Origin of the sequence: Nonomuraea sp. NPDC005692, assembly GCF_040631115.1 — a bacterium.
Lineage (GTDB): Bacteria > Actinomycetota > Actinomycetes > Streptosporangiales > Streptosporangiaceae > Nonomuraea.
Genome location: NZ_JBEXYU010000036.1, coordinates 14,707 through 35,919, shown reverse-complemented (window position 1 = coordinate 35,919; position 21,213 = coordinate 14,707). Strand labels below are relative to the sequence as shown.

The window sequence follows — 21,213 nt, the reverse complement described above, 5'->3', positions numbered from 1 at the left end:
ACCGCGGCCGGCTGAACCGGCGCCGGTTCAGCCGGGGCGGCCCTCTGTGCGCCCGGCGGCGACGCGGGCCTGGATGCGTTCGAGCACGTGGTGCGTGGCCCGGATCGAGCCTTCCTGCCAGCCGGCGAGGTGGCTCACGTGCTCGCCCGCGAACCAGTACGGCCCGTCCGGCGGCAGGAGCGCGGGGTAGGCGTCGCGGCGGCCCGCTGGGCGGGTGTCATCGCCGCATAGGCGCGGCCGAGGTCGTGCGACCAGATGTAGGCGCCGACCAGGATGCCCTTGCGGCCGTGGATGGCCGCGCTCGGGTACCACACCTGGGTGATGTCCCCGGGTGGTCCAGGAGATGCCGCCGTAGATCCCGTGATCCTGCTCCCACCAGCGCCGCTGCGCCTGGAAGGCGGTCTTGACGGCGGGCAGGTAGGCGCGGCCGCCCGCCTTCACCTTGGGCGAGAGGTCATGGTCGATGGAGCTGACGACCGGCAGGGGCACGGTCACGATCACGTGGTCGGCCTCCCACGCGCTCACCCGTCCGGTGGCGCGGTCGCGCCAGGTGACCCGGGCGCCGGAGCCCAGCCTGCGCAGGGCGGCCACCTACCGGCGGGTGCGCCGGTAGGTGGCCTCCAGAAACAGCAGACAGGTGGGTCGCACGCTGCTCATCCGATCTCGGAGGGCTCCCTCATGGCGGACCGCCGTACCGCTGACCAAGGGGCGGCGCGTCCGGGGGCGGGGCTGTGGGCGGCTCATCAGGCACGACCGGCCACCGGCCACCGGCCGACGGGGCTGGTCGGGACCGCAGGGACCTGTGGTCCCGACCCGCTTCGCCGAGGGCCTCGACGGTGAGACGGACCGGTGCGCCTCAGCGCCATGGCCGAGGCGAGCGCGTGGAGGCCGGCTTCCCGAGAAGAATTGGCGCGGACTCGGCCGAAACCGTCGAAGACCAGCGAACGGCGTGGCATCCCCTCAACAGCTCAGGCTCGCCCGCATACTGGGGGCTACTCTCCTCCCGTCGTCAATCGCTTCAGTTGCCCGCCGAGAGGGAGATCATGAGGGTTGTAGCGACATTCGGCCTGCTCGCTGCCCTTGTCGCAAGTCCCTGCACGATCGCGGCGGCCGTGCCCGTCCTGCCGATGCCCGACCCTCCGGTGGAGGAGGGCGACAGCGCCGATGACCAGACCAACCCGGAGGGAGCGGCGGACCGGCCCGCGGCGCCGGAGGGGATCGGTGATTGGACGGGGGTCAAGATCAGGCCGCGTCGCCCGCGTCAGGACAGCTACGTTCGCGTGCTCGTACGCTGCCCCGCCAAGGCCACCGACGCCATCGTGGCCGCCAAACCCTTCAACCCGCCAGGTTCGAGGCAGTTCCGCACACAGCTGGGCGTCGGGATGAGGGACAACCGGGGCTTCGACAAGATGTACCTCTCCTACGACGCGCTCCTCGGCCGGCGCAAGGTCACGCTGAAATGCGTGAAGGTCACCATGCTGGAGAACCGGCGCAGGAGGGTGGTCGAGCTGGTCAGCCGATCCCACACCTATGTCTTCGTCCGAAGGTTCGAGCCCGGCAAATTCTGACCGGTCGTCCTCCTCCGGGCGCCACAGACCGGAGACCTAGGACCATGGACGGACCGTGGGCCGCCTTCATGGGGCCACCGGCCGATGCCGTCCACGTGGGTGCCTGACAACACTGATCACATGGCTTCCCCCTCCCTCACGAGTGTCGTCGGCGTACGCCCGTTCCTGGTCGGCATGTTCGTCGACGCGCTCGGCAACGGGCTGTACGTGCCCCTGACCCTGTTGTTCATCCACGAGGTGACCGGCCTGCCCATGACGAGCGTCGGGCTCGGCGTCACCGTGGCGGCGGTCGTGGGGCTGGCGGCCAACCCGGTGGCCGGGACCCTCATCGACAGGTTCGACGCGCGCCGCGTGCTGATGGCCACGTACGTGCTGCGTGCGGTGGCCTTCGCCGCCTATCCGCTCGTGGACGGGTTCGTGGCCCTGCTCATCGTCGCCGCCCTGATCGCGGCCGGCGATCGCGCCTACTACCCCGCCTCCGGAAGCTACGTCTCCGCACTGGCGGAGGGCGCGCTCAGAGAGCGGCTGTACACCCTGCTCGCCACGGCGAGGAACGTCGCCTTCGGCCTGGGCGGCCTGCTGTCGGCGGGAGTGGTCTCCCTCGCCGGCACCACCGGGTTCGCGGTCGTCGCCCTGATGAACGCGGCGAGCTTCGCCCTGGCGGCCGCATGCCTGACGCTCTCGGGACGGCGCGCGCCCGCACCGCCGCCCCGGAATCCGGGCGGTTACCGGCAGCTGTTCGCCGACCGGCCGTTCGTCACCCTGGTGGCGGCCGAGCAGGCATACACCCTGATCCACCTCGTCCTCCCCGTCGCCCTGCCGGTGTACGCGGTCACGGTGCTCGGCGTCCCGCCGGCCCTGCTGGGCGTTCTCTACGCGATCAACACGGTCCTCGTGGCGGCGGGACAGCTCCCGGTCCGGAGGTGGCAGCGGCACGCCCGCCGTACGCACGCCATGGCCCTGAGCGGCCTGATCCTGATGGCGGCGTGCGCCGCCTACGCCGCGACCGCGCTGCTCCCCGCCGGGCTCGCGCGCGTCGGCGGGCTGCTCGTCGCCACGCTCGTCCTCACCTTCGGCGAGCTGATGCACACCGTGCCCAGCTGGGCCCTCGCGGCCGCCACCGCACCGCCGGCCCTGCGGGGCCGCTACCTGGCGATCTACCAGCAGACCTGGGCGCTCGCGGCGGTCCTCGCGCCCGCCGGCTTCTCGGCCCTGCTCGGCACGGCGCCACCGCTGCTGTGGCTGACGCTGGCGGCCCTCGTGGGGCCGGCCGCACTCGCGCTGCTCCGCCTGGCGCGCCGCCTGCCGCCCGCCGCCGTGGCCCCACCCGAAGCTTGAGCGACACTACTGTGAGCGGATGAGTGAGGAGTCGACGCCGCAGGTCTTCTCGAATCGCTGGGCTGACGCCGTTGGTTCCGGCGGCCGAGGTTCCCCTCGTGATCTCTGCGGGTGCATCGAGCAGACCAGCACCAAGCCGCAGCGAACGACCCGCTTCCACGGAGAACGCCAGGACACCACGGCACCCGGATGGATCCGCCTGCTCGAACTGGTCGAAGAGGCGGCAGCCGACGAACGGGAGGTCTTCAAGCCGCTGGCCGAACTCACCGCGGACCAGCGGCGCCAGGTCGTCACGCTTCCGCCGACCATCGCCGAACTCACCTCGGTGAAACACCTCGTGCTCTACGGCAGCAATCTGGTGCGCATCCCGCCTGAGATCGGCGCCATGCGAAGCCTTGAGGAGTTCACCCCCTACACCTCCTACCGCCTGCACTGGTTCCCGTACGAGATCACCCGGTGCCCCGGCCTGCGGCGCAGCACGGTGAGCACCCGCGCCCTCTACGGCAATTACAAGCTGCGGCCGCCCTTCCCGCTGTTGCCGGCCGCGGCGGCCGGTGCTCAGGGCATGGGTCTCGAAGACCTGGACCCCGGCGTGTGGGGTGCCGCCGCGATCCGTACGTGCAGTGTCTGTGACCGGCACATCGACGCCGGGAACCTCCGCCAGGTCTGGGTCTCCCTGCGGACGTCGGGCGCCGACGTTCTGCCCTTGCTGGTCAACGCCTGCTCGACGACATGCGTCGAGGCGCTTCCCGAGCCCGCCGAAGGCTACGTGCAGACGCCGCACACAGGAGGACCCGGCGTCGAACAGCCCCCAGCCGGGCGACGGCCTCGCTGACATGAGCTGCCTGAGTGACCGGCGTCCTCACCCCAAGCGTGGTCAGGCGCTGCGCCGAGCCGAGCGGCCCGCACTAGCTGGGGACCCCGCCCGGCGCGTGCCTGGTCACGATGTCCTTGACTGACCGTCTTTGATTCGGTCATGGCACAATGCCCGGCATGCGTATCCGGATCATGGCCCTGACCGCCGTCGCCTTAGCGGCCGCCGGATGTGGTCAGCTACCCCTCGCGCCCTCGGCGAGCGAGACCACCGCACCGCCTCCCGCGCCTTCGACCAGCGCTCCTGCGCCCTCCGCGAGTGGGAACGCGACGTCCGGCGGCGGGGACACCCGACCCGCGCTGGCCACCGTCCAGGGCACCGTCGAGTCGAACTACAAGGCCGAACTCGTCGGGCTCAACCGCATCGGCGGCAAGCACCTGATCGTGCAGTTGCGCCTGTCCACCAGCACCGACAAGCCGCTGCACTGGCAGGCGCCGCTCGCCGACCCGATGCGGCCGCTCAAGTGGCGCTGGCCCTCCGGCATCGCGGTGCTCGACGCCCCGGCCCACCGGTGGCTCATGCCGTACAAGCCCGCCGACGGCGAATGCCTGTGCAGCGACACCGACCGCGACGACCTCAAGTCGATCATCGACCCCGGCAAGTCGCTGACGGTCTACGCCGTGCTGCCCGCGCCGTCCGGCAACCCGGCGACCACGACGATCGTCACACCGATCGGCCCGCCGATGGTTGACGTCCCGATCAGCGACGACCCGCCCGTGCCGCCACCTGGTCAGCAACTGCCCGACGCCGACGCGTCCCAGGTGGAGACCGTCAGTCACCTCATCGAGACGCCGTCGCAGTCGCTCGACCGCACCGAGGAGACGACCGACGACGGGGCCGACCTCAAGGTCAGCCTCTCCTCCGACGTGCTGTTCGCGCTGAACAAGGCGACGCTCACGTCGCGCGCCCGCACGGTGCTGGCCAAGGCGGCCAAGCTCGTCGACACGTCCGCGGACACGACGATCGAGGTCGACGGCCACGCCGACTCCTCCGGCACCGACGCCATCAACGAACCGCTGTCCCGCCGTCGCGCGCAGGCGGTGCGCCAGGCTCTCACGCAGCTGATCACGCGCGACCAGGTGACGTTCAGGGCCCGCGGATACGGCTCCCGCCGCCCGCTGTACAGCAACAGCTCCGACGAGGGACGTCGCCGCAACCGCCGGGTGACGATCACGTTCGCCAAGCCCGCACCGGCACAAGTGCCGGCTGCCGGCACCAGCGCGTCCCCGCTGCCCGAGGGCGAAGGGACGAAGGCGACGGTGCGCGCGAAGGGGGTGCCCTTCGACCTGGAGGTGACGGCCTTCCGCCGGATGCCTGGTGACCTGGGCCTGCTCCGCTACACGATCACCAACCGGGGTGACGGCGAGGCGTGGTACCACGACCTCAACTGGGCCGATGACTGGAACGCCTTCAAGTACCACGCAGCGACGAACATCCAGGTGACCGACCCCGCCGCGCGCCGCCTGTACCGCCCGGCCCGCGTGATCGTGGCCAAGGGGGAGGAGCCGGGCACGTACTGCGCATGCACGAACACCTCCGGGGTGGCATTGTCGGCGATGAGCTTCGAGCCGGCGGAGACGAAGGAGTTCTGGTCGCTGTACGCCCTGCCCGCCCAGGCCGACGCGCTGACCGTCAAGGTGGCCACCTGGCGCGCCCTGCAGGTGCCCCTGTCCTGAGCCCACGCCTCGTGCCGGCTGCTGCTCGGGCGAAGGCGCGGATGAGTGGCGTCTCGCTCGCCGTACGCCAGGCGAAGGTCCACTCGCACGGCGGGGCGTCGCGGATCGGGACGAAGGCGAGGCTGGGCCAGGGGTAGAAGGTCGCGGCCTCGGCGGTGACCCCGGCGGTCGCTTGGCCCGAGGCGACGGCGCTGAGGGTCTCCTGCCAGGTGGTGACCTTGTGCCCGCGGCGGACGGGGCGGCCGGAGGGGGTGTGCCAGGGGTTGAAGATCTCCTCCATGCAGGTGGGGATCGAACGGCCCTCGACCACGATGCAGTCGCCGAGGTCCTCCAGGCAGATGGAGTCTCGTCCCGAGTAGGGGTGGTCGGCGGAGACCATCAACACCACGTCGGAGGCGTACGAGGTCGGTTCGATGGTCAGATCGGGCTCGCGGATCGGCAACCACAGGTGCGCCACGTCCACCTCGCCCGACCTCAGCAGGTCCAGAGGGGAGGCGGGCTGGATCTCGCGATGCTGGAGTCGGGCGTTCGGGTGGCGGGCGAGGAACAGGTCGAGAACGTTCTTGATCTGCGTGGAGAGCGGGCCGAGTGTGCCGAGGGTCAGTGTGCCCGCGGTGCCGTCGACGGTGGCCTGAGCGGTCGCGATCCCTTGCATGATCTGCCGGTGGCCGCTCTTGAGCGCCTGGTACAGCTGCTCACCGAGCGGGGAGAGGCAGACCACTCGGGTGGTGCGGTCGAACAGGGGGGCGCCGATGCGCCGCTCTTGCTTCTTGATCGATTGGCTGACGCGGGCGGGGCTGATGCCCAGCCGCTCGGCCGTACGGCTGAAGTGCAGCTCCTCGGCCAGCGTCAGGAAGATCTCGATCTCTCGCATCTCCACGGGCGGCCCTCCACATTCTTCATTCCAGGGTTAAAGGACGTTATCGGATCCGTCGTAGATGCGCGGCGGGCGATTGGGGGAGGCTTGGCGGGTTCGCAGGCAGTGCGGCTTTGGAGGTTCGGTGCCCGTCGGATATCTGGTCCCCGTGGCGCTCGTCGCGATCGGGACGCTGTTCGCGCTGCGGCCGCTGCCGGGCTGGAGCACGGTCGGCCGGGTGAGCTACTTCTTCGGGCTGGCCGCCAACGAACTGCCGTTCGCGGCCTTCTTCTGGCTGCTGCTGGCCCCGACGGTGCTGGCGTTCGCCGAGGGTGACATCCACACGGCGGGTGGCTGGGCGGTCGTCGCCCTGGCCGCCGTGACCACGATCGGGCTCACGGTCATCGCCTACCGTGGCCTGGGGGAGCGGGCCAGGATCTGGCGCGCGATGGACGCCGGCCTGGGCGCGGGCTGGCGCGCCGCCATCGACGCCGACCTCGCCGCCGGACTGCGTCGTTCTCCACCCTGGGCCCGCATCCTGTTCCTGCCCGTCCTCAAGCGCCGCATGGACGTCCGCCGGGTGGCCGATCTCTCCTACGGCGAAGCAGGCCGCCGCAACCTGCTCGACCTCTACCACCACCGCTCGCGCCCGCAAGGCGCGCCCGTGCTGATCCACCTGCATGGAGGCGGCTACACCGGCGGCCACAAGAACAGCCAGTCGCTGCCGCTGCTCTACCGGCTCGCCGGCCAGGGCTGGGTGACCATCAGCGCCAACTATCGGCTACGGCCCCAGGCCCAGCACCCGGACCACGTGATCGATCTCAAAAAGATCATCGCCTGGGTACGTGAGCACGGCCACGAGTACGGCGCGGCCCCCTCGACGCTGTTCGTCGCGGGCAGTTCGGCGGGCGGGCACATGGCGGCGCTGGCCGCACTCACCCCCAACGACCCCGCCTACCAGCCGGGCTTCGAGCACGCCGACACCTCCGTGACCGGCGCCATCTACCTGAACGGCTGGTACGGCACCTACTTCGGGCAGGGGCCCGAGTCCTCGCCGCTGGCCCACATCACCGCGGACGCACCGCCGTTCCTCGTGGCCCACGGCGATCTGGACCCGCTGGTGCCCGTGGCCGAGGCCAGGCACTTCGCCGACCAGCTTCGCCGTACGTCGGCCTCCCCCGTCGTCTACGCCGAGTTGCGCGGCGGCAACCACGCCTTCGACCTGTACCACTCGGTCCGCTTCGAGGCGCTCGTCGACGCCATCGAAGCCTTCACCGCCCGAGTGAGATCGAAGCAGCGGACACCGCAGCCTTAGCCTGTTCATCCCGCTGTTGCCCGGGGGCGTCCCAGGGACGGATCGGGGCGGGCTGCGGCGCGCCCTCTGAGCGGCCGTGGCTCGCTTCGTGCGGGCGGGTCGTGGCCGGAGTGGTCGCGGGAGTGCCGTGCCGGTCGTCAGGAACCGCCGCCGCCTCCGCCGTCCCCCGAGCCGCCGCCGTCCCAGCCGCCGCCCCCTCCGTCCCAGGTGCCGCTTCCGCTGTCGTCCGGGGTCCAGCCGACGGAGCCGCACTGGGCGCTCGGGCTGCTGGGTTCGGCCGGGTAGAGGTGACCGTCCGGGATCGAACGCTTGCTGAGCTCGGCCGACAGGTGCGGGTCGCCGAGGTGGCTCAGTCCGTACAGCGCGAGCGGCACGGCGTCGGTCCCGGCCCCGTACGGGTGTGCCCGGCGTGCCTTCTCCAGCTGGTGGCGGCCCGCGCGGCCGAGCCGGACCGGCCGGTTCCTGACGTACAGGGACCGGATCTTCCTGGCCGCCAGCCAGCTGCCGCCGAACCCGAACAGGGCAGCCACGCTCAGCGGCGGCGACTGCGCGACGATCATGTAGACCACGTCGGCCCCGGCGGCGACGACCGCGACCGTGGGGATCAGCTTCAGGACGTCGCGGCAGACGCGGAAGCCGGGCACGCTCCGAGAGTCGACCAGCAGGCCCAGGTCGGCGAGCCGGCCCCTGATCCCGGCGACCTCCGCGCTCTCCGCCAGGCGGCGCTTGACCAGGACGACCGGCGGGCTCCTGCGCTCGGCGAGGATCGCGACAAGCCGTTCCTCCACGGGATATCCCGCCGTCACGGCCGTGGAGACGCGATGGATCTTCCCGCCACGGGAGACGCGGATCTCCCCTTCCCTGGCCAGCAGCCCGAGCGCGGTGTCCGCCACCCGTACCGGACCGCCCGCCAGATAGGCGAGCTCGTAGTGGCCGAGATCGACGTCGCGCAGCCCGCCCAGCCTCAGGCGGGCGCGGACGTGCGCCACCTCGGCGGCGAGAACCGTGCCGACGGTGACCGCCCCGAGGAGCACCGCCAACCAGGCGAGGATCACATCCATGCCCACCTCCCGTGTTGTTGATCAACGTGTGAGGCGGACACGAAGGTTCCGGGGAGCGCCACTGCACCGATTCCCGTGGACCCGCCGGACGAGGAGCGTTCGGCGGCCCTCAGGCGACGCCCTGGCCTCACGGCGAGGCCGGCCGGGCCCGTGCGGGCGCCGGCCGGCCGTGCGAGCCGCGGTCAGGGGTTGTCGTAACCGATCCACTGGATGTACCAGCCGAACTGCTGGGCGGTGCCCGGGGACAGCGCCGACGCGTCACGCCACTGCACGTAGACGCGGAACTTGGTGGCGGTGGCGTCGTAGACGGCGCTGGGGCCGACCAGGTTCCACTGGTTGCCGCCGGTGCTGCCGACGGAGGTGACGTAGACGGGACGCCCGGAGAAGCGCGCGGAGGTGGTGTCGACGTCGATGTAGATGCCGTTGGAGCCGTAAGCCTGCCAGCCCTGTCCGGGGGAGGTCTGACCGGCGGCGATGCGGGCGGTGGGCATGGGGGGAATCCTTCCGTCCGAGGAGCTTGTCACGCTCAGTATTCGATCCACCACCCAAAGTGTCGAGGTCAGGGATGTTTGTCCCTCCAGGCACATGAATCGAGCCGAAAGTGGGTCTGGTCACGCGTCAGGAGCCGTGCGCAGACCGGCTGTCGCGGTGCATCACCGGCCCCGGTTCAGGTGGGAGGAGGCCGAGCGCGCGGGCTGAGAACGCCTGAGCGGCGGGTCAGGCGGGGATGTCGGCGGCTGCCTTCCGGAGGGCGTCGCCGGCGTTCGTGACGGGGTCGCCGTGGCCCACGCAGGCCGTCCGGACGTTCAGTTCGGCCAGCCGCCGGAACGAGCGGAGCATCTCGTCACGGTCCATGTTGAACACTCCGGGCATGACCAGCCCGGACACGTGCGCCACAGTGTCGCCCGTGAAGAGGACTCCGTGCTCCGGCAGGTGGAGGGCGATGCTGCCGGCGGTGTGCCCGGGGGTGGCGATCACGCGGGCCCCGCCCCCGAAGGCGATCACGTCGCCGTCCTCAAGCTCGCGGTCCACCCGGCACGGCGGCGCGGGCGGCAGCAGGTCGGCGCCCAGACTGTGATGCAGGGCCCGCTCCTCGCCGGCGAAGTTCGGCGGCGGGGCGGGCACGTCCCCTCGGATCACCGGGGCCTCCAGGCGATGGGCCATCACCGTCACCTCGCCCCACGCCGTCACGTCCGCCGCGCCGCCGCAGTGGTCCTCGTGGTAGTGGGTGAGGACGACCCGCCGTACGGCGTCGGCGCGCAGCCCGAGCCGGCCGATCGCCTCGGCGATCTCCCCGGCCGAGGTGGCGATGCCCGTGTCCACCAGGGTGAGCGCACCGTCGTCGTTCCACAGGTACGCCTGCCCGAACGTCAGCCGCAGCAGGTGCAGGCGCCGGTCGACCTCCACGACCTCCATCGCGGGACCCCTTCTCATCAGCACGGATGTCGAGGAACAGGTAACCGGTCCACCGGCGGCACTGTCCAACACCCATGGGACCGCGGATTGACAACCGATGGTTGTCGATGCAGGGTCTGGTCGTGGAAGCAGACGTTCCCGGCGTACGCGCCTTCATCGCGACCGCCGAAGAACTGCACTTCGGCAGGGCCGCCGCGCGCATGTTCATCACCCAGCAGGCGTTGTCGAAACGCGTCCGCAGGCTGGAGGACGCCCTCGGCACGCCGCTGTTCGAACGGACCACCCGGTCCATCGAGCTGACCGCCGCCGGAAGGCGGTTCCTGCCCTTGGCCGTGGCGGCGGTGGCGGCGTTCGACGAGGCCGTGGGGGCGGTCCGCGTGGTGGACAGCCCCGTCCGCGTGGACGTCTACGACGAGCGCTTCACGCCCCTGCGCATGGTCAGGGAGGCGAGCGAGCGCGACCCGCGGCTGCGCGTGGAGGTGAGCATGCGGCAGGGGCTCGCGGTGGCGCTGCCGGCGCTGCGCCGCCAGGAGATCGACGCGGCCTTCGGACGGGCGCGCGACCTGCCGTGGCCGGAAGAGCTGTCCCAGCGGCTGGTCCACCTGGAGCCCCTGGCCGCGTTCGTCCCGGAGGATCACGCGCTCGCGCACCTGAGGGAGCTGCGGCCCGCCGACCTGCGGGCGGGCGGCATCGCGATGCCCGACCCGGCGGGCGCCGCCGAATGGCGCGCCTACCTGAGACGCCTCGCCGACCGCCTCGGCGTCCCCTTGCGCTTCACCGAGCCCGCCATCGGCCAGGGGCACCTGGTCCAGCAGTTCCTGCGCGAGAAGAGCGCCGTCGGCCTGGGGGAGTGGAGCATCGACGCGGCGGGGAGCGGGCTGCGCCGCATCCCCATCGTGGACCCGATCCCCCTCCTGCCGTGGTGGGTGGTCTGGCACCGCCGCAACCCGCACCCGCTGCTCCGTACGCTGCTCGGTCAGCTCCCACGCGTGCGCCCGCTGGACCCGTCGGACGGGCGACACTGGATCCCCGACGCCGACCGTGCCCTCCCGTAGGGCGCAGCAGGCGGCTGAGAATGAACAGCGCGAAGTCGCCCTCGAACCCTTCGGCGGTACGGGCATGCGGGCGTCGATGTCGGCGTGCAGTGCGATCAGGGAGGCGGGCTCGTCCAGGCCGGTGAGCACCAGGTGGTCCTTGCCGCCGTCGTCAGTGGCCAGGCACACCCAGTCGTCCCCCTCCGCTTCACCGGACAGGCCGGCGGCCTCAGCAGCCCGGCAGTGGGGTCGCCCGCAGACCGGGCACGAACACCTCGTGGCGGCGCAGTGATTCGCGCGGCCGCTCGACGGCCGCCACGGTGCAGGACACCACCCGAGAACTGGCAGGCCAGACACCCGTATCCCACTGATGAGCCCCACAGGGTTCGGTCGGCAGGCGGCGTCAGGGGGCGGCGACGGAGTACTCGGGTCGGCGGTCGATACGCTGCCTGACCTCGGCGGATCCGAAATGGTAGTCGATGCGGCGGGTTGCCGCCGCCCAGTCGGCCCAGTCGCGTACGCCGGAGAGCGCATCGACGACGAAGGGGTCGCTCCAGCGCGCGACCGTCCGTTCCCACAGCACCTGCGGATCTTCCGTCAGCAGGGAACCGACGGTGCCCTCGTAGACGGGCATCGCGCGTACCTGCCCGTCGGGCTCGATCTGCATCAGGGAGAAGCCGAATCGTTCCACGAGTTTCGGGTTCATCTGCAGGATGAAATTGTCACTGACCGTCACCATGACCGAGGAGGGAACGAGGGACCGCAGGTGCTGCCCGTGGCCAGAGCTCATGAGGGTGGTGAGCTGTTCCATCGTGAGAAGCTCCCGGTCGGCGAACGTGGGCCTGCTGGCAAGACCGGACGGCACCGCCGCGCCGAAGCTGAGGAAGCGCAGGTGCGGGGCGCGTGAGGTGGCCACCCGGCAGAGTTCGCCCAGCTGGTGGAAGTTGCCGCGCATCACCACGCAGTCGAGTCCGAACAGCAGGGGGTCGTAGCCGTGTTCGCTCGCGCGCCGGGAGATGTCGTCGAGGAGGGTCAGCGCGTTCATCGCGCGGTCGAAGGAGCCGGAACGCCCTCGGATCCGGTCGTGTGTCGCGGCGTCGGCCCCGTCGATGCTGACCGTGATCCTGGAGAAGACGCGCGCCGCCGCTTGCGCCGCCTCCGCCGTCAACGTCCAGCCGCTGGTGTAGAGGTTCACTTCGATCCCGGCCTGTGAGATGTGCTCCGCGATCTCGTGGATTCCCTTGACGAGCAGCGGTTCACCGCCTGCGAACTCGACCGTTCGCGGGTGCAGGGCGATGATCCCGTCGGCCACTTCGAGCATGTCCTCGTGGCTGAGCTGCCGCGTCGGCCGTCTTCCCGACTCCGAGTAGCAGTGGACGCAACGGAGCGGGCATGCGTAGGTGATGTCCCAAATGATGTCACTCGGTCCGGGATGCGGCATGGTGTCCTCTCGTTGGGTGGTGAGGCAGGTCGGCATTGGCGGGCATGGCAGCTCAGATCGCGGCCTGGTGTTCGTACGTGGTGTCGTCCTGCCAATGGCCGACCAGGTCGGCGTACAGGGGCGATCGGGTGATCAGTTCCAGGTGTGCGCCCACGACGGCGGAGGTGCCGTCGATCAGCAGGACGCTGTCCGCGCGGGCGGCGGAGCTGATGCGGTGGGCGATCACCATGAGTGTCGTCCCCCTGGTCGCGAACGCCCGCTCGGCCCGCTCTTCGGCGGCCGGGTCGAGGTGGCAGGTGGCCTCGTCGAGGATCACGATCCGTGCGGGTGAGGCGTAGGTACGGGCGAGGGTGATGAGCTGGCGTTCACCGGCGGACAACGTGGACGGCTCCTCGATCGTGCCGTCCAGCCCGCCGAGCCGCTCGACGAGGGCGTCCGCCCCGACGGCGGCGACGGCCGCCCACAGCCATTCGTCTCCGGCGTCGCTCCCTGAGGCGTCCTCGGGGCACAGGTAGGCGAGGTTCTCGCGTACCGTTCCCGCGAAGACGTACGCCTCCTGCGGCACCAGGGCCATGACGGTTCGCAGGTGGGACTCCGGGATCGTGGCCAGGGGGAGACCGCCGAGCCGAACCTCGCCGGCTGTCGGCGCCTGCAGCCCGGTCAGCAGCATGGCGAGGGTGGACTTGCCGATGCCGCTCGGGCCGACCACGGCCAGATGCGTGCCTTCGCCGATCGTGAGGCTCAGCTCACGGACGACCGGTGCGGCCCGCGGCGAGTAGGCGAACGTGAGGCCGTCCATCTGCAGGTCATGAACTGCGGGCACGGCCATGGGCCCGGGCCGCGCCGGTGGTTCCGGGGCGGGCGCGATGGATTCGGAGATCCGCCGCAGTGTGACCGCGAGGGACACGCCCCACGAACCGACGGTGCCCATGAGGCTGCGCAGCGCCGGTCCAAGGCCGGTGGACAGGTAGGTCACCGCGCCCACGACCTCGCCCGCGGTCAGCTGCCCGCGCTCGATCAGGGGCGGGGCGGCGAGCAGCAGGCCGATGAGCGGCACGTGCGCCCCGAGCGTCAGCACCAGACGTTTGCCGGTGCCCGCCCGGGCGAGGGCGCGGGTGGCGGCGGCCTGCGCGGCGACGAGCGCCCGCAGGTCCTGCTCCGCCTGGGCCTGCGCGCCGCCGGCGGCGACGTCGCGCAGCCCGGCGAGGATCGGCGTCGCCCCCGCGGTCAGGATCTCCCCCGCCAGCAGCAGGTCTCGTTGCCGTACGGCGATCAGCCGCAGGAGCCGGGCGAACACGACCAACGCCACGATCACCGGACCGGCGACGATGGCAGCGGCCGGTGGGGACAGGAGCAGGAGCCCCGCCAGGGCGGCCACCAGGGACACCCCCAGCTCGCGACCGCTTCTCAGCATCGCCGACATCAGGCTGCGCAGCGTCTCCACCTGCTGGGTGAGACGGGCGACCGCGGCGCCGTCGGGTGCTCGCCCGCCGGTGGCGGCGCGGTCGACGGTGGTGGTGACGACCGCGCGTACGAGGTCGTCCCGCAACGGCTCGACCACTGCGGCGAGCGCGGGAAACATCCGTCGTATCGCGACGGCCCTCACCAGCAGCGTGCCGCCGAGGAGGGCGAGCCAGCCGAGACCGGCCGCGAACCGGCCGGCCAGGAAGCCGCGATCGACCGCCGCCGCGACAAGCAACCCGGACGACAGCGCCGGAGCACCCTCGACGAGCGACCACAACGCGGCGACGGCGAGCGGACGCCGCCGGGGACGCAGCAACGCCGTCAGCGTCCGCCAGGGGGACGGCGCACCGCCCTCGCCACCCGGGGCGGCCTGGGACGCACCGCCGTCGGTGGAGGAAGTCGCCCGCACGGCGGGTGAGCCAGTCGCGGGCGCGGGTCGTGGGTCCATCATGGCGTCGCCGGGCATGGCTTCTCCCCGTTCGAGGCGGCGGCGAACAGCGCGCGATAGGCGGGGTCCCGCCAGAGCTCACTGTGGGTGCCCTGGGCACGTATCCGTCCGGCGTCCAGCCAGACGACCAGATCGGCGCGGGCGGCGGTGGCGGGGCGATGGGCGATGACCAGGCGGGTGCGTCCACGCGACCCGTCCCGCAGCGCGGAGGTCACCTGAGCCTCGGTCACGGTGTCCAGGCTGGAGGTGGCGTCGTCGAGTACGGTCAGCCGGGCCCGGCGAAGGAGCGCGCGGGCCAGTCCGAGCCGCTGGACCTCACCGCCGGACAGCCGCACGCCGGCGGCTGGGGTACGGTACCCCGCCGGAAGCCGCCGGATCACGTCATCGATGTGCGCGGCCCTCGCGGCCGCGCGGATCTCCTCGAGGTCGCTCACCGTGCCGCCGTACGCGATCGCCGCGGCGAGGTCGCCCCCGAGCAGCGCCGGGCGCTCGAACGCGTAGGCCACGGCACCTCGCAGGGTGGCGGGGTCGAGGTCGGCCAGGCATTGGCCGTCGAGCAGCACCTGTCCCCGGTCGGGGTCCGTCAGCCGCCCGGCCAGCAGGGCGAGGGTCGTCTTGCCCGCGCCGGAGGGGCCGACGACGGCTGTCATGGCCCCGGCGGGGATGTCCAGGCAGATGTCGTCGAGGAGCGGGCCGCCCTCGCGGGTCACCGTGACGCCACGGAAGGAGAGCACTCCAGGACCGGCCGCCAGCGGGACGGTGCCCGGGGGCAGGACGGGCAGCGCGAACACCTGGCACAGGCGCCGGGCGGCGGAGCGGCCGTGAGCCACGCCCATCAGCGTCTCGGTCAGCCCGGCGAAGGCCAGGCCCAGGGCCGTGTACCCGGCCGCGGCCAGGAACGCCCCCGGCTCCAGCCGGCCTTCCGCCACGCCGAACCCGGCCGTGGCAAGCACAAGGATCTCGATCAGGGACAGCGCGAGCATGAGCTGCCACCCGCCACGCGACTGGGCCCGCCACAGCGCGTGCCCGGCGGCGGACAGGTCCGGCAACGGCCTGAGCACCCGGCTGGTCTCGCGGGAGGCGGTGCCGGCGGCGCGTACGGTACGGATGCCCGCAAGGGTCTCGGTCAGCCGGGCGGCGAGCCGGCCCTGCGCCGCCTGGTAGCGGTCGTACAGGCCGGACACGCCGGAGACGAACACCCGCATCACGACCAGGGCGAGGGGTACGCCGGTCAGGAAGGCGGCGCCCACCCGCCAGTCGACGGTGAACAGCGCGACGACGCCGCCCACGGAGGTGACCAGCCCGGACACCGCGCCGATCAGCGTCATCGGGACGGACGCCGTGGTCGCGGCGTTGCTCACCAGGCGGTTGACGAGCTCGCCCGTGGGGAGACGCCCGGCTTCGACGATGCTCACTGCGAGGAGCCGGGCGGCGAGGCGCATACGCAGCGAACCGGCGGCCGAGGCGGAGTAGGCGGCACCGGCGATCGCGGAGACGATGTCGATCAGAGCCGTACCGCCCAGCAGGAACGCCAGGCGTACGGTCGCGGGCAGTGCGTCCCTGCCGGTGACCGCCGCGTCCACTGCGGCGGCCAGCGACGCGGGCAGCGCAAGCGCGACGACGCACCCCGCTGCGGCGGCGAGCGCGGTCAAGGCGAGCGGCGCCCACGCGCACGCGGCCACGGAGGCGATCAGCCGGTCGCCGTACGCGCGGGTCGTCACCTGCTCCTCGGCTGGTGCTGGTGGGTGCATCACATCTCTCCTTGCGGCGAAGCGCGGCCAGGCGGATCCACGGCGGGGACGGCCGGTGAAGGCGCGGCCAGGCGGCCGAAGCAGCGGCCGCCTGGCCTGTCACCTCGGCTACGGGCCTACGTCATGCCCTTCTGGAAGAGGGCGGGCCGCTACTCGCGCGTATTGTTCTCGCAGGTGGCGTTGGTGAAGGTGGTGCAGTAGGTCTGCGTCGCGCCCATGCAGGAGTAGGCCCCGCAGGTGGAGAACTCGCACGGGTAAAGGCCGCTCTCCATGCCGGAGGGGAGCATTTCCAGGGCGGAAACGTCGATTTCCATGGTTTCCTCATTTCTTTCGCGGTTGTACGGAGCCGTCGCGCATCCGCCCGACGACTTCTGATGCCACCGCCCCCGGTGATGCGGGAGACGGGGTCTTGGGTGCCGCCTGGAGCGGCGCGGAGACAGGCCCGCTACGGCCTCGGCCCGCCGCGCAGGAACGCGACAAGCCGTTCGAGCACGGCATGGCCCTCCTGATCGGTCAGCGGATCGTGCCCCGCGCCCGGAACCTCCAGGTACGTGAGTGCGGTGTCAGGGTGGCCGATCAGCGCCAGCCGTTCGCACAGCCGGCGGGAGTGGCTGACGGGGATGATCGGATCCTGATCGCCGTGGACGAGCAGGAGCGGCAGCCGGAGGCGGTCGGCCAGCCGGAGCAGGTCGCGCGAGCCGAGATGGTCGTCGACGATCTCCTCCCGGCCGCCGAGACGGTCAAGCATTCTCCTGACCGATTCGGGCCCGTTCTCATGAAGCGCCCGTCCTGACAGGAACGGCGCGACGACGGCGGCACGGGACCACAGGCCCGGCTCGGCGGCGGCGGCCAGCAGCGCGAGGTAGGCGCCGTAGCTGGCGCCGTACAGCATGGGCGGGCAGGATCCCGGGGCGCGTTCGGCGGCCAGCGTACGGCCCAGGTGAACGATGTCGGCGAGGTCGGCTCCGCCCCACGCGCCACGGATCGCGTCGCGGTGCGCGGCTCCGTATCCGGTGCTGCCGCGCTGATTGGGGGCGACCACGGCGATGCCGCCGGCGGCCAGGCGCTGGAACAGCGGGTCGAACGTGAGCCGCCAGGCCGCCTCGGGCCCGCCGTGCAGGGCGAGCACCACGTGCCCGGCGTGGGCGAGGTCGCCGTAGACGACCGCCTCGACTGGGCCGCCCGGACCGGCGAAGCGGCGCGAGCGGGCGGGCGACCACCCGGTGCGGCCGTGGCCGGTCAGGGCCGTCGCCGTGAGGGGATCGGGAACGGTCACGGGTCGCGGCGCCAGGTCGGGGGCCGAACGGACCAGGTGCAGCCCGGCCTCGTTCCAGTGCGCGACGGGCAGCAGGACCCCGGCCGGCTCGATCTCCCGGTTGCCGCCTTCCACCAGGTCGTACAGCAGCGCTGTGGAGCGCACCCCACGGGTGACCGACAGCGCGAGGTGCCTGCCGGACGGGTCGAGGGCGAGCGGCACGACCGTCCCCTCGACGGCGTTCAACCGGTCGGGGAAGACGGTGAGCGCGTCGTGGTCGCGCCGGCGGATCCCCAGCCGCAGGACGCCCTCCCGCTTCTGTGCCGTGATCAGGGTTCCGGCCTGCGGCGCGGCGAGGAGGAGATGCTCCCCCTGCGCCAGGCCAGGAAGAGGGCGCACGGTGCCGTCGGACAGGTTCAGCACCACGGTGCGCGCCCCGTCGGAACTCGCGAGGGCGAGCAGGTCGCCGTCGAGCCACACGCCTCCGGTGAACCGGCCCGGCACGTCGGCGACGCATTCGGGGGCCTCGGCCCGTCCCGACAACCGCCACACCGTCGTACGCCCGGCGGAGGTCGTACGGAAGGCCAGGGCGGCGGTGCCGTTCGTCCCGCCCGCCACCAGCCTGACGTTCTCGCCGGGGGCGACGGCCAGTTCGTGGACCGCCGCGACGGCGCCGTCAGCCTCTGGGACGACGAGGAGGATCCCCGCACGGGCCAGCAGGAGGTTCCCGTCGTCGGTCGGGACCGCGCTGCTCCAGGCGTTCTCGTCCTCCCATGGACGCAAGAGGCGAGCACGAGGGCGCGGCCCGGCGAGATCCCAGAGCTCAGGAGCGAAACCACCGCGACCCCGCGCGGCCAGGCACGCAACATGGCGCCCGGTGCCGGAGAAGCGGAAGCCGATCCGCCGCAGTACGCCGGCGGCCGTCCTGTCGAGGAGCGTGCTCATGCCGTCGCACCGACGGGTGGGAGATGGTCGGCCATCCACGGCCGGGCGCCGCCCCGGCGCAGCCGCCGCAGGAAGTCCAGGATTCCCGCCAGGCCGGTGTTCCAGCCGAAGGCGATCCCCATGCCCTCCCCGTCCGGAACCACGAGCAGCCCGTCGCGCAGCACCGCGCGGGTCCGCAGGCACGCGGCCAGTTCCTCGGCCTGGTGGCGGTAGGCCGGTTCGCCGAGCAGGTCCGCCATGTCGAGCAGGAACTGCCCGTCGCCGGCCAGTCCGTGGCAGGCCACGCTTCCCGCGGAAAGGCGGGAGGCGCGGACGGCGGCCGCAGCGCCCCTGGCGGCCTCCAGCAAGGGGGCCTCCCCCGTGGCGAGGTACAGCCGGATCAGGAAGGTGCCGATGCCCGAGGAGCCGCTGCACCAATGCGGCAGCCTGCCGTCGTCGCCGGGAGAGGCCGCCCACCAGGTGTCGCCGTCGATGTGCTCGGCGGCCTCCAACAGCGTGCGCCCGCCGAGCACGGCGGTCTCCAGGCAGTCGTCGCGGCTCAGACCGGTACCGGCGGCGAGCAGGAACGCCCCGATTCCGGCGACGCCGTGGGCGAAGCCGTAGTGCACCAGCCCGGCCAGCGTCGAGGGGAAGTCCTGGGGGACGGGCCACAGGACGGTGGCGGGGGTGCGCTCGGCGGCGGCGAGGAGGGTGTCGGCGCAGCGGCCCGCCAGGTCACGGAAGCGTTCGTCGCCGGTCGCGTGCCAGAAGTGCAGCAGGGCGAACCCGGTCCCGGCCAGGCCGTGGCACACGTCGGGGTTCGGCCAGGTCACCGGCAGGTCCAGCGCCAGGTCGAGGCCGGCCGTGCGCAGGGTGTCGTCGTCGAGTGCCCGCCCGGCCTCGTGCAGGCCCCAGGCGATGCCGGCCCGGCCGAAGTACAGCCCGGGTGAGGGCCGGTGCCGCTCGCTCCGCACGCGCCGCAGCGTCCAGTGCGCCGCCTCCTTGAGGCCGGCCGCGACCTCGGCCCGCCCCGGCAGGGCCTCGCAGGAGGGATCCAGCAGCGCGGACAGCATCGTGAGCACCCCGGCCGAGCCGTGCTGGACGGCGCACGGATCGGCCGTCTCCCCGAACCCCGGCGCGGGCCACAGCCGGCCGCCGCCGTCCGGGTGATCGACGGCGGTACGGTCCATCCGGCGCAGGGTGTAGGCGATCCCGTCGTGCAGCAGCCGGTCCTGCTCCTCGACGCCGAGGCGGGAGTTGCCGGTACGGGCGGCGAAGGGCCGGGGCTCGGTGTCCAGTTCATCAAGAAATTTCTTGACCTGGGCGAGATCCCAGCGCCGGGCCGGGTCCTCGCGCATCAGGCCCAGGATCATCGTCGTCAGCGCCTCGGACACGGCGTCGCCCGATGACGTCACGCGTACCAGCGTCTCCACCCGGGAGTCCCACGACCGGGCGTCGTGCGGTTCGTCGTGGCCGAGCACCGGCACGCAGGCGGTGGCCAGGAAGAACACGGTCGCCCCCAGGGCGTACAGGTCCACCTCGATGCCCGGCGCCGGCGCGTGCCAGGGCGCGAGCACCTGTTCCGGCGGTGCGAAGCCGGGAGTGTGGGCCTTGGCCACCGGGGTGCCCGGCACGGCCGCCGTCTCCAGACCGATCAGCCGGCAACGGTGGTCGCTGCCGACGATCACGTTGTTGGGCGTGAGATCCCGCAACACATGACCCTGGTCATGAACGGCGCCGACCAGGGCGACCAGGCCGCGCACCACCTTCAGCGCGTGGCCCTGCCAGCGGCCCGGGGCGGCGCGCCGCTCATCGACGGCCCACGAGCCGAGCGCCTTGCCCTCGACGTACTCCTGCGCCAGGAAGAGGTTGTCCCCCTGCTCGAACAGGTCCACCTTGCGGCTCGTGACGCCGAGCGGCCCGAAGATCTCCAGCATGCGGGCCTCGTGGCGGAGCCGGTCGCGATCGTCCTGCCCCTGGAGCGTGAAGCCGAAGTGCGGGCGCGCCTGTTTGATCACCACCTGCTCGCCGGAGAGCCGGTCCTCGGCCAGGAACACGCCTCCCTTGGCACTGTGACGCAGCGCCCGGCGCACCACGAACCGGTCGGCCAGCAGGACGGCCGAAGGCGCGGTGGCGCGTACCGGGGCCTGGCCGGAGTCGAAGGGGCAGGGGGCCCATTCCGGCGGGGAGTACCAGGCGTTGCGCCGGTCCGTGACGCCGGATCCATCGGGAGCGGTCAGCTGCGAGGTGTAGGAGCCGTCGTTGTCCAGCACGCTCGGGGCGGAGAACACTCCGTACCGGTAGTGGACCAGGCTGCCGGGGCGATAGGCGCGGTCGGAGAGGATGGGCGGGCCCGGCAGGCCGTAGGTGGCCGTGTGCAGGTCCTCGGCGATCGCCACTGCCGTGTCGTCGTCCGGCGGATATACGGTGATGAACTTGCCGAGGGATCCCCGGTCCGCGCCTCTGGACAGCAGCCCGGCCAGGTCGTCGAAGGTGGAGGCGAACTTGAACGCGCAACGGTGGTGGGCCAGCACCTCCACCGTCCGGGCCAGCACGAGGGGGGCGGCCAGCTGCGTCGCCGACACGTGCAGCTTCCAGCCCTGCGCGCGGTGGGCGGCCCCGGCCGGGGTGACGTACGTCCACGTCCTGCCGTGGCCGATCTCCCATGCGGAAGAATCCCCGGAGCGGCGCCGCAGGATGGCACTGACGATGTCCTCCAACAGGTGCAGGTCCGCATTCACACGCTCGCTCACCCGTAACCCCCGTTCGTCCTTCACGGCCTTCTCGATCCC

At 72.2% G+C, this 21,213-nt stretch carries 17 protein-coding genes; 6 read left to right on the top strand and 11 right to left on the bottom strand.

Annotated features, from left to right (window positions below; all coding sequences use genetic code 11):
* Nucleotides 1-27: 27 nt before the first annotated feature.
* A complete protein-coding gene (locus tag ABZ459_RS44205; protein ID WP_357984474.1) occupies nucleotides 28-591 on the bottom strand; it encodes an FAD-dependent oxidoreductase in 564 nt (187 codons plus the stop codon).
* A gap of 452 nt (nucleotides 592-1,043) precedes the next feature.
* Between ABZ459_RS44205 and ABZ459_RS44200 the strand changes: the two genes are divergently transcribed.
* The 4 genes from ABZ459_RS44200 (at nucleotide 1,044) to ABZ459_RS44185 (ending at nucleotide 5,456) form a co-directional block, all read left to right on the top strand.
* Nucleotides 1,044-1,568, top strand: a complete 525-nt coding sequence (locus tag ABZ459_RS44200; protein ID WP_357984471.1) for a hypothetical protein — start codon at nucleotides 1,044-1,046, stop codon at nucleotides 1,566-1,568.
* Nucleotides 1,569-1,688: 120 nt separating this feature from the next.
* A complete protein-coding gene (locus ABZ459_RS44195; RefSeq protein ID WP_357984468.1) occupies nucleotides 1,689-2,906 on the top strand; it encodes an MFS transporter in 1,218 nt (405 codons plus the stop codon).
* A 19-nt stretch (nucleotides 2,907-2,925) separates the two neighbouring features.
* Entirely contained in the window at nucleotides 2,926-3,741 is an 816-nt protein-coding gene (locus ABZ459_RS44190; RefSeq protein ID WP_357984465.1) for a hypothetical protein, read from the top strand.
* Between the two features lie 158 nt (nucleotides 3,742-3,899).
* Nucleotides 3,900-5,456 (top strand): OmpA family protein, encoded by a 1,557-nt coding sequence (locus ABZ459_RS44185; RefSeq protein ID WP_357984462.1) that lies wholly within the window; start codon nucleotides 3,900-3,902, stop codon nucleotides 5,454-5,456.
* Here the strand turns inward: ABZ459_RS44185 and ABZ459_RS44180 are convergent.
* On the bottom strand, nucleotides 5,413-6,330 hold the full coding sequence (locus ABZ459_RS44180) for a LysR family transcriptional regulator (RefSeq protein WP_357984618.1): 918 nt from the start codon (nucleotides 6,328-6,330) through the stop codon (nucleotides 5,413-5,415). The two genes, ABZ459_RS44185 and ABZ459_RS44180, sit on opposite strands and share 44 nt — an antisense overlap.
* Nucleotides 6,331-6,457: 127 nt before the next feature.
* Here ABZ459_RS44180 and ABZ459_RS44175 point away from each other — a divergent pair, with 127 nt between their 5' ends.
* The gene (locus ABZ459_RS44175; RefSeq protein ID WP_357984459.1) at nucleotides 6,458-7,627 is read left to right on the top strand and encodes an alpha/beta hydrolase; all 1,170 of its coding nucleotides are present in this window, start codon (nucleotides 6,458-6,460) and stop codon (nucleotides 7,625-7,627) included.
* Between the two features lie 137 nt (nucleotides 7,628-7,764).
* Here the strand turns inward: ABZ459_RS44175 and ABZ459_RS44170 are convergent, their stop codons facing one another.
* The 3 genes from ABZ459_RS44170 to ABZ459_RS44160 all read right to left on the bottom strand — a co-directional run bounded on the left by ABZ459_RS44170 (nucleotide 7,765) and on the right by ABZ459_RS44160 (nucleotide 10,104).
* Nucleotides 7,765-8,688, bottom strand: a complete 924-nt coding sequence (locus ABZ459_RS44170; RefSeq protein ID WP_357984456.1) for a TIGR04222 domain-containing membrane protein — start codon at nucleotides 8,686-8,688, stop codon at nucleotides 7,765-7,767.
* A 182-nt stretch (nucleotides 8,689-8,870) separates the two neighbouring features.
* A complete protein-coding gene (locus ABZ459_RS44165) occupies nucleotides 8,871-9,179 on the bottom strand; it encodes a hypothetical protein (protein ID WP_357984453.1) in 309 nt (102 codons plus the stop codon).
* Between the two features lie 226 nt (nucleotides 9,180-9,405).
* Complete coding sequence (locus ABZ459_RS44160) at nucleotides 9,406-10,104, bottom strand: MBL fold metallo-hydrolase (protein ID WP_357984449.1); 699 nt, start codon at nucleotides 10,102-10,104, stop codon at nucleotides 9,406-9,408.
* A 122-nt stretch (nucleotides 10,105-10,226) separates the two neighbouring features.
* Here ABZ459_RS44160 and ABZ459_RS44155 point away from each other — a divergent pair, with 122 nt between their 5' ends.
* On the top strand, nucleotides 10,227-11,159 hold the full coding sequence (locus tag ABZ459_RS44155) for a LysR family transcriptional regulator (RefSeq protein ID WP_357984446.1): 933 nt from the start codon (nucleotides 10,227-10,229) through the stop codon (nucleotides 11,157-11,159).
* A 382-nt stretch (nucleotides 11,160-11,541) separates the two neighbouring features.
* Here ABZ459_RS44155 and ABZ459_RS44150 read toward each other — a convergent pair whose 3' ends face one another.
* From ABZ459_RS44150 to lanL, 6 genes are all read right to left on the bottom strand, one after another.
* The gene (locus ABZ459_RS44150; protein WP_357984615.1) at nucleotides 11,542-12,579 is read right to left on the bottom strand and encodes a radical SAM protein; all 1,038 of its coding nucleotides are present in this window, start codon (nucleotides 12,577-12,579) and stop codon (nucleotides 11,542-11,544) included.
* 52 nt (nucleotides 12,580-12,631) lie between these two features.
* Nucleotides 12,632-14,452, bottom strand: a complete 1,821-nt coding sequence (locus tag ABZ459_RS44145) for an ABC transporter ATP-binding protein (RefSeq protein WP_357984443.1) — start codon at nucleotides 14,450-14,452, stop codon at nucleotides 12,632-12,634.
* A 38-nt stretch (nucleotides 14,453-14,490) separates the two neighbouring features.
* Nucleotides 14,491-16,242 (bottom strand): ABC transporter ATP-binding protein, encoded by a 1,752-nt coding sequence (locus tag ABZ459_RS44140; protein ID WP_357984440.1) that lies wholly within the window; start codon nucleotides 16,240-16,242, stop codon nucleotides 14,491-14,493.
* A 149-nt stretch (nucleotides 16,243-16,391) separates the two neighbouring features.
* Nucleotides 16,392-16,556: a hypothetical protein gene (locus ABZ459_RS44135; protein ID WP_357984437.1), complete on the bottom strand. Its 165-nt coding sequence runs from the start codon at nucleotides 16,554-16,556 to the stop codon at nucleotides 16,392-16,394.
* 131 nt (nucleotides 16,557-16,687) lie between these two features.
* Nucleotides 16,688-18,280, bottom strand: a complete 1,593-nt coding sequence (locus tag ABZ459_RS44130; RefSeq protein ID WP_357984434.1) for an alpha/beta fold hydrolase — start codon at nucleotides 18,278-18,280, stop codon at nucleotides 16,688-16,690.
* A gap of 158 nt (nucleotides 18,281-18,438) precedes the next feature.
* Nucleotides 18,439-21,174, bottom strand: a complete 2,736-nt coding sequence (gene lanL, locus ABZ459_RS44125; protein WP_357984431.1) for a class IV lanthionine synthetase LanL — start codon at nucleotides 21,172-21,174, stop codon at nucleotides 18,439-18,441.
* Between the last annotated feature and the right edge of the window lie 39 nt (nucleotides 21,175-21,213).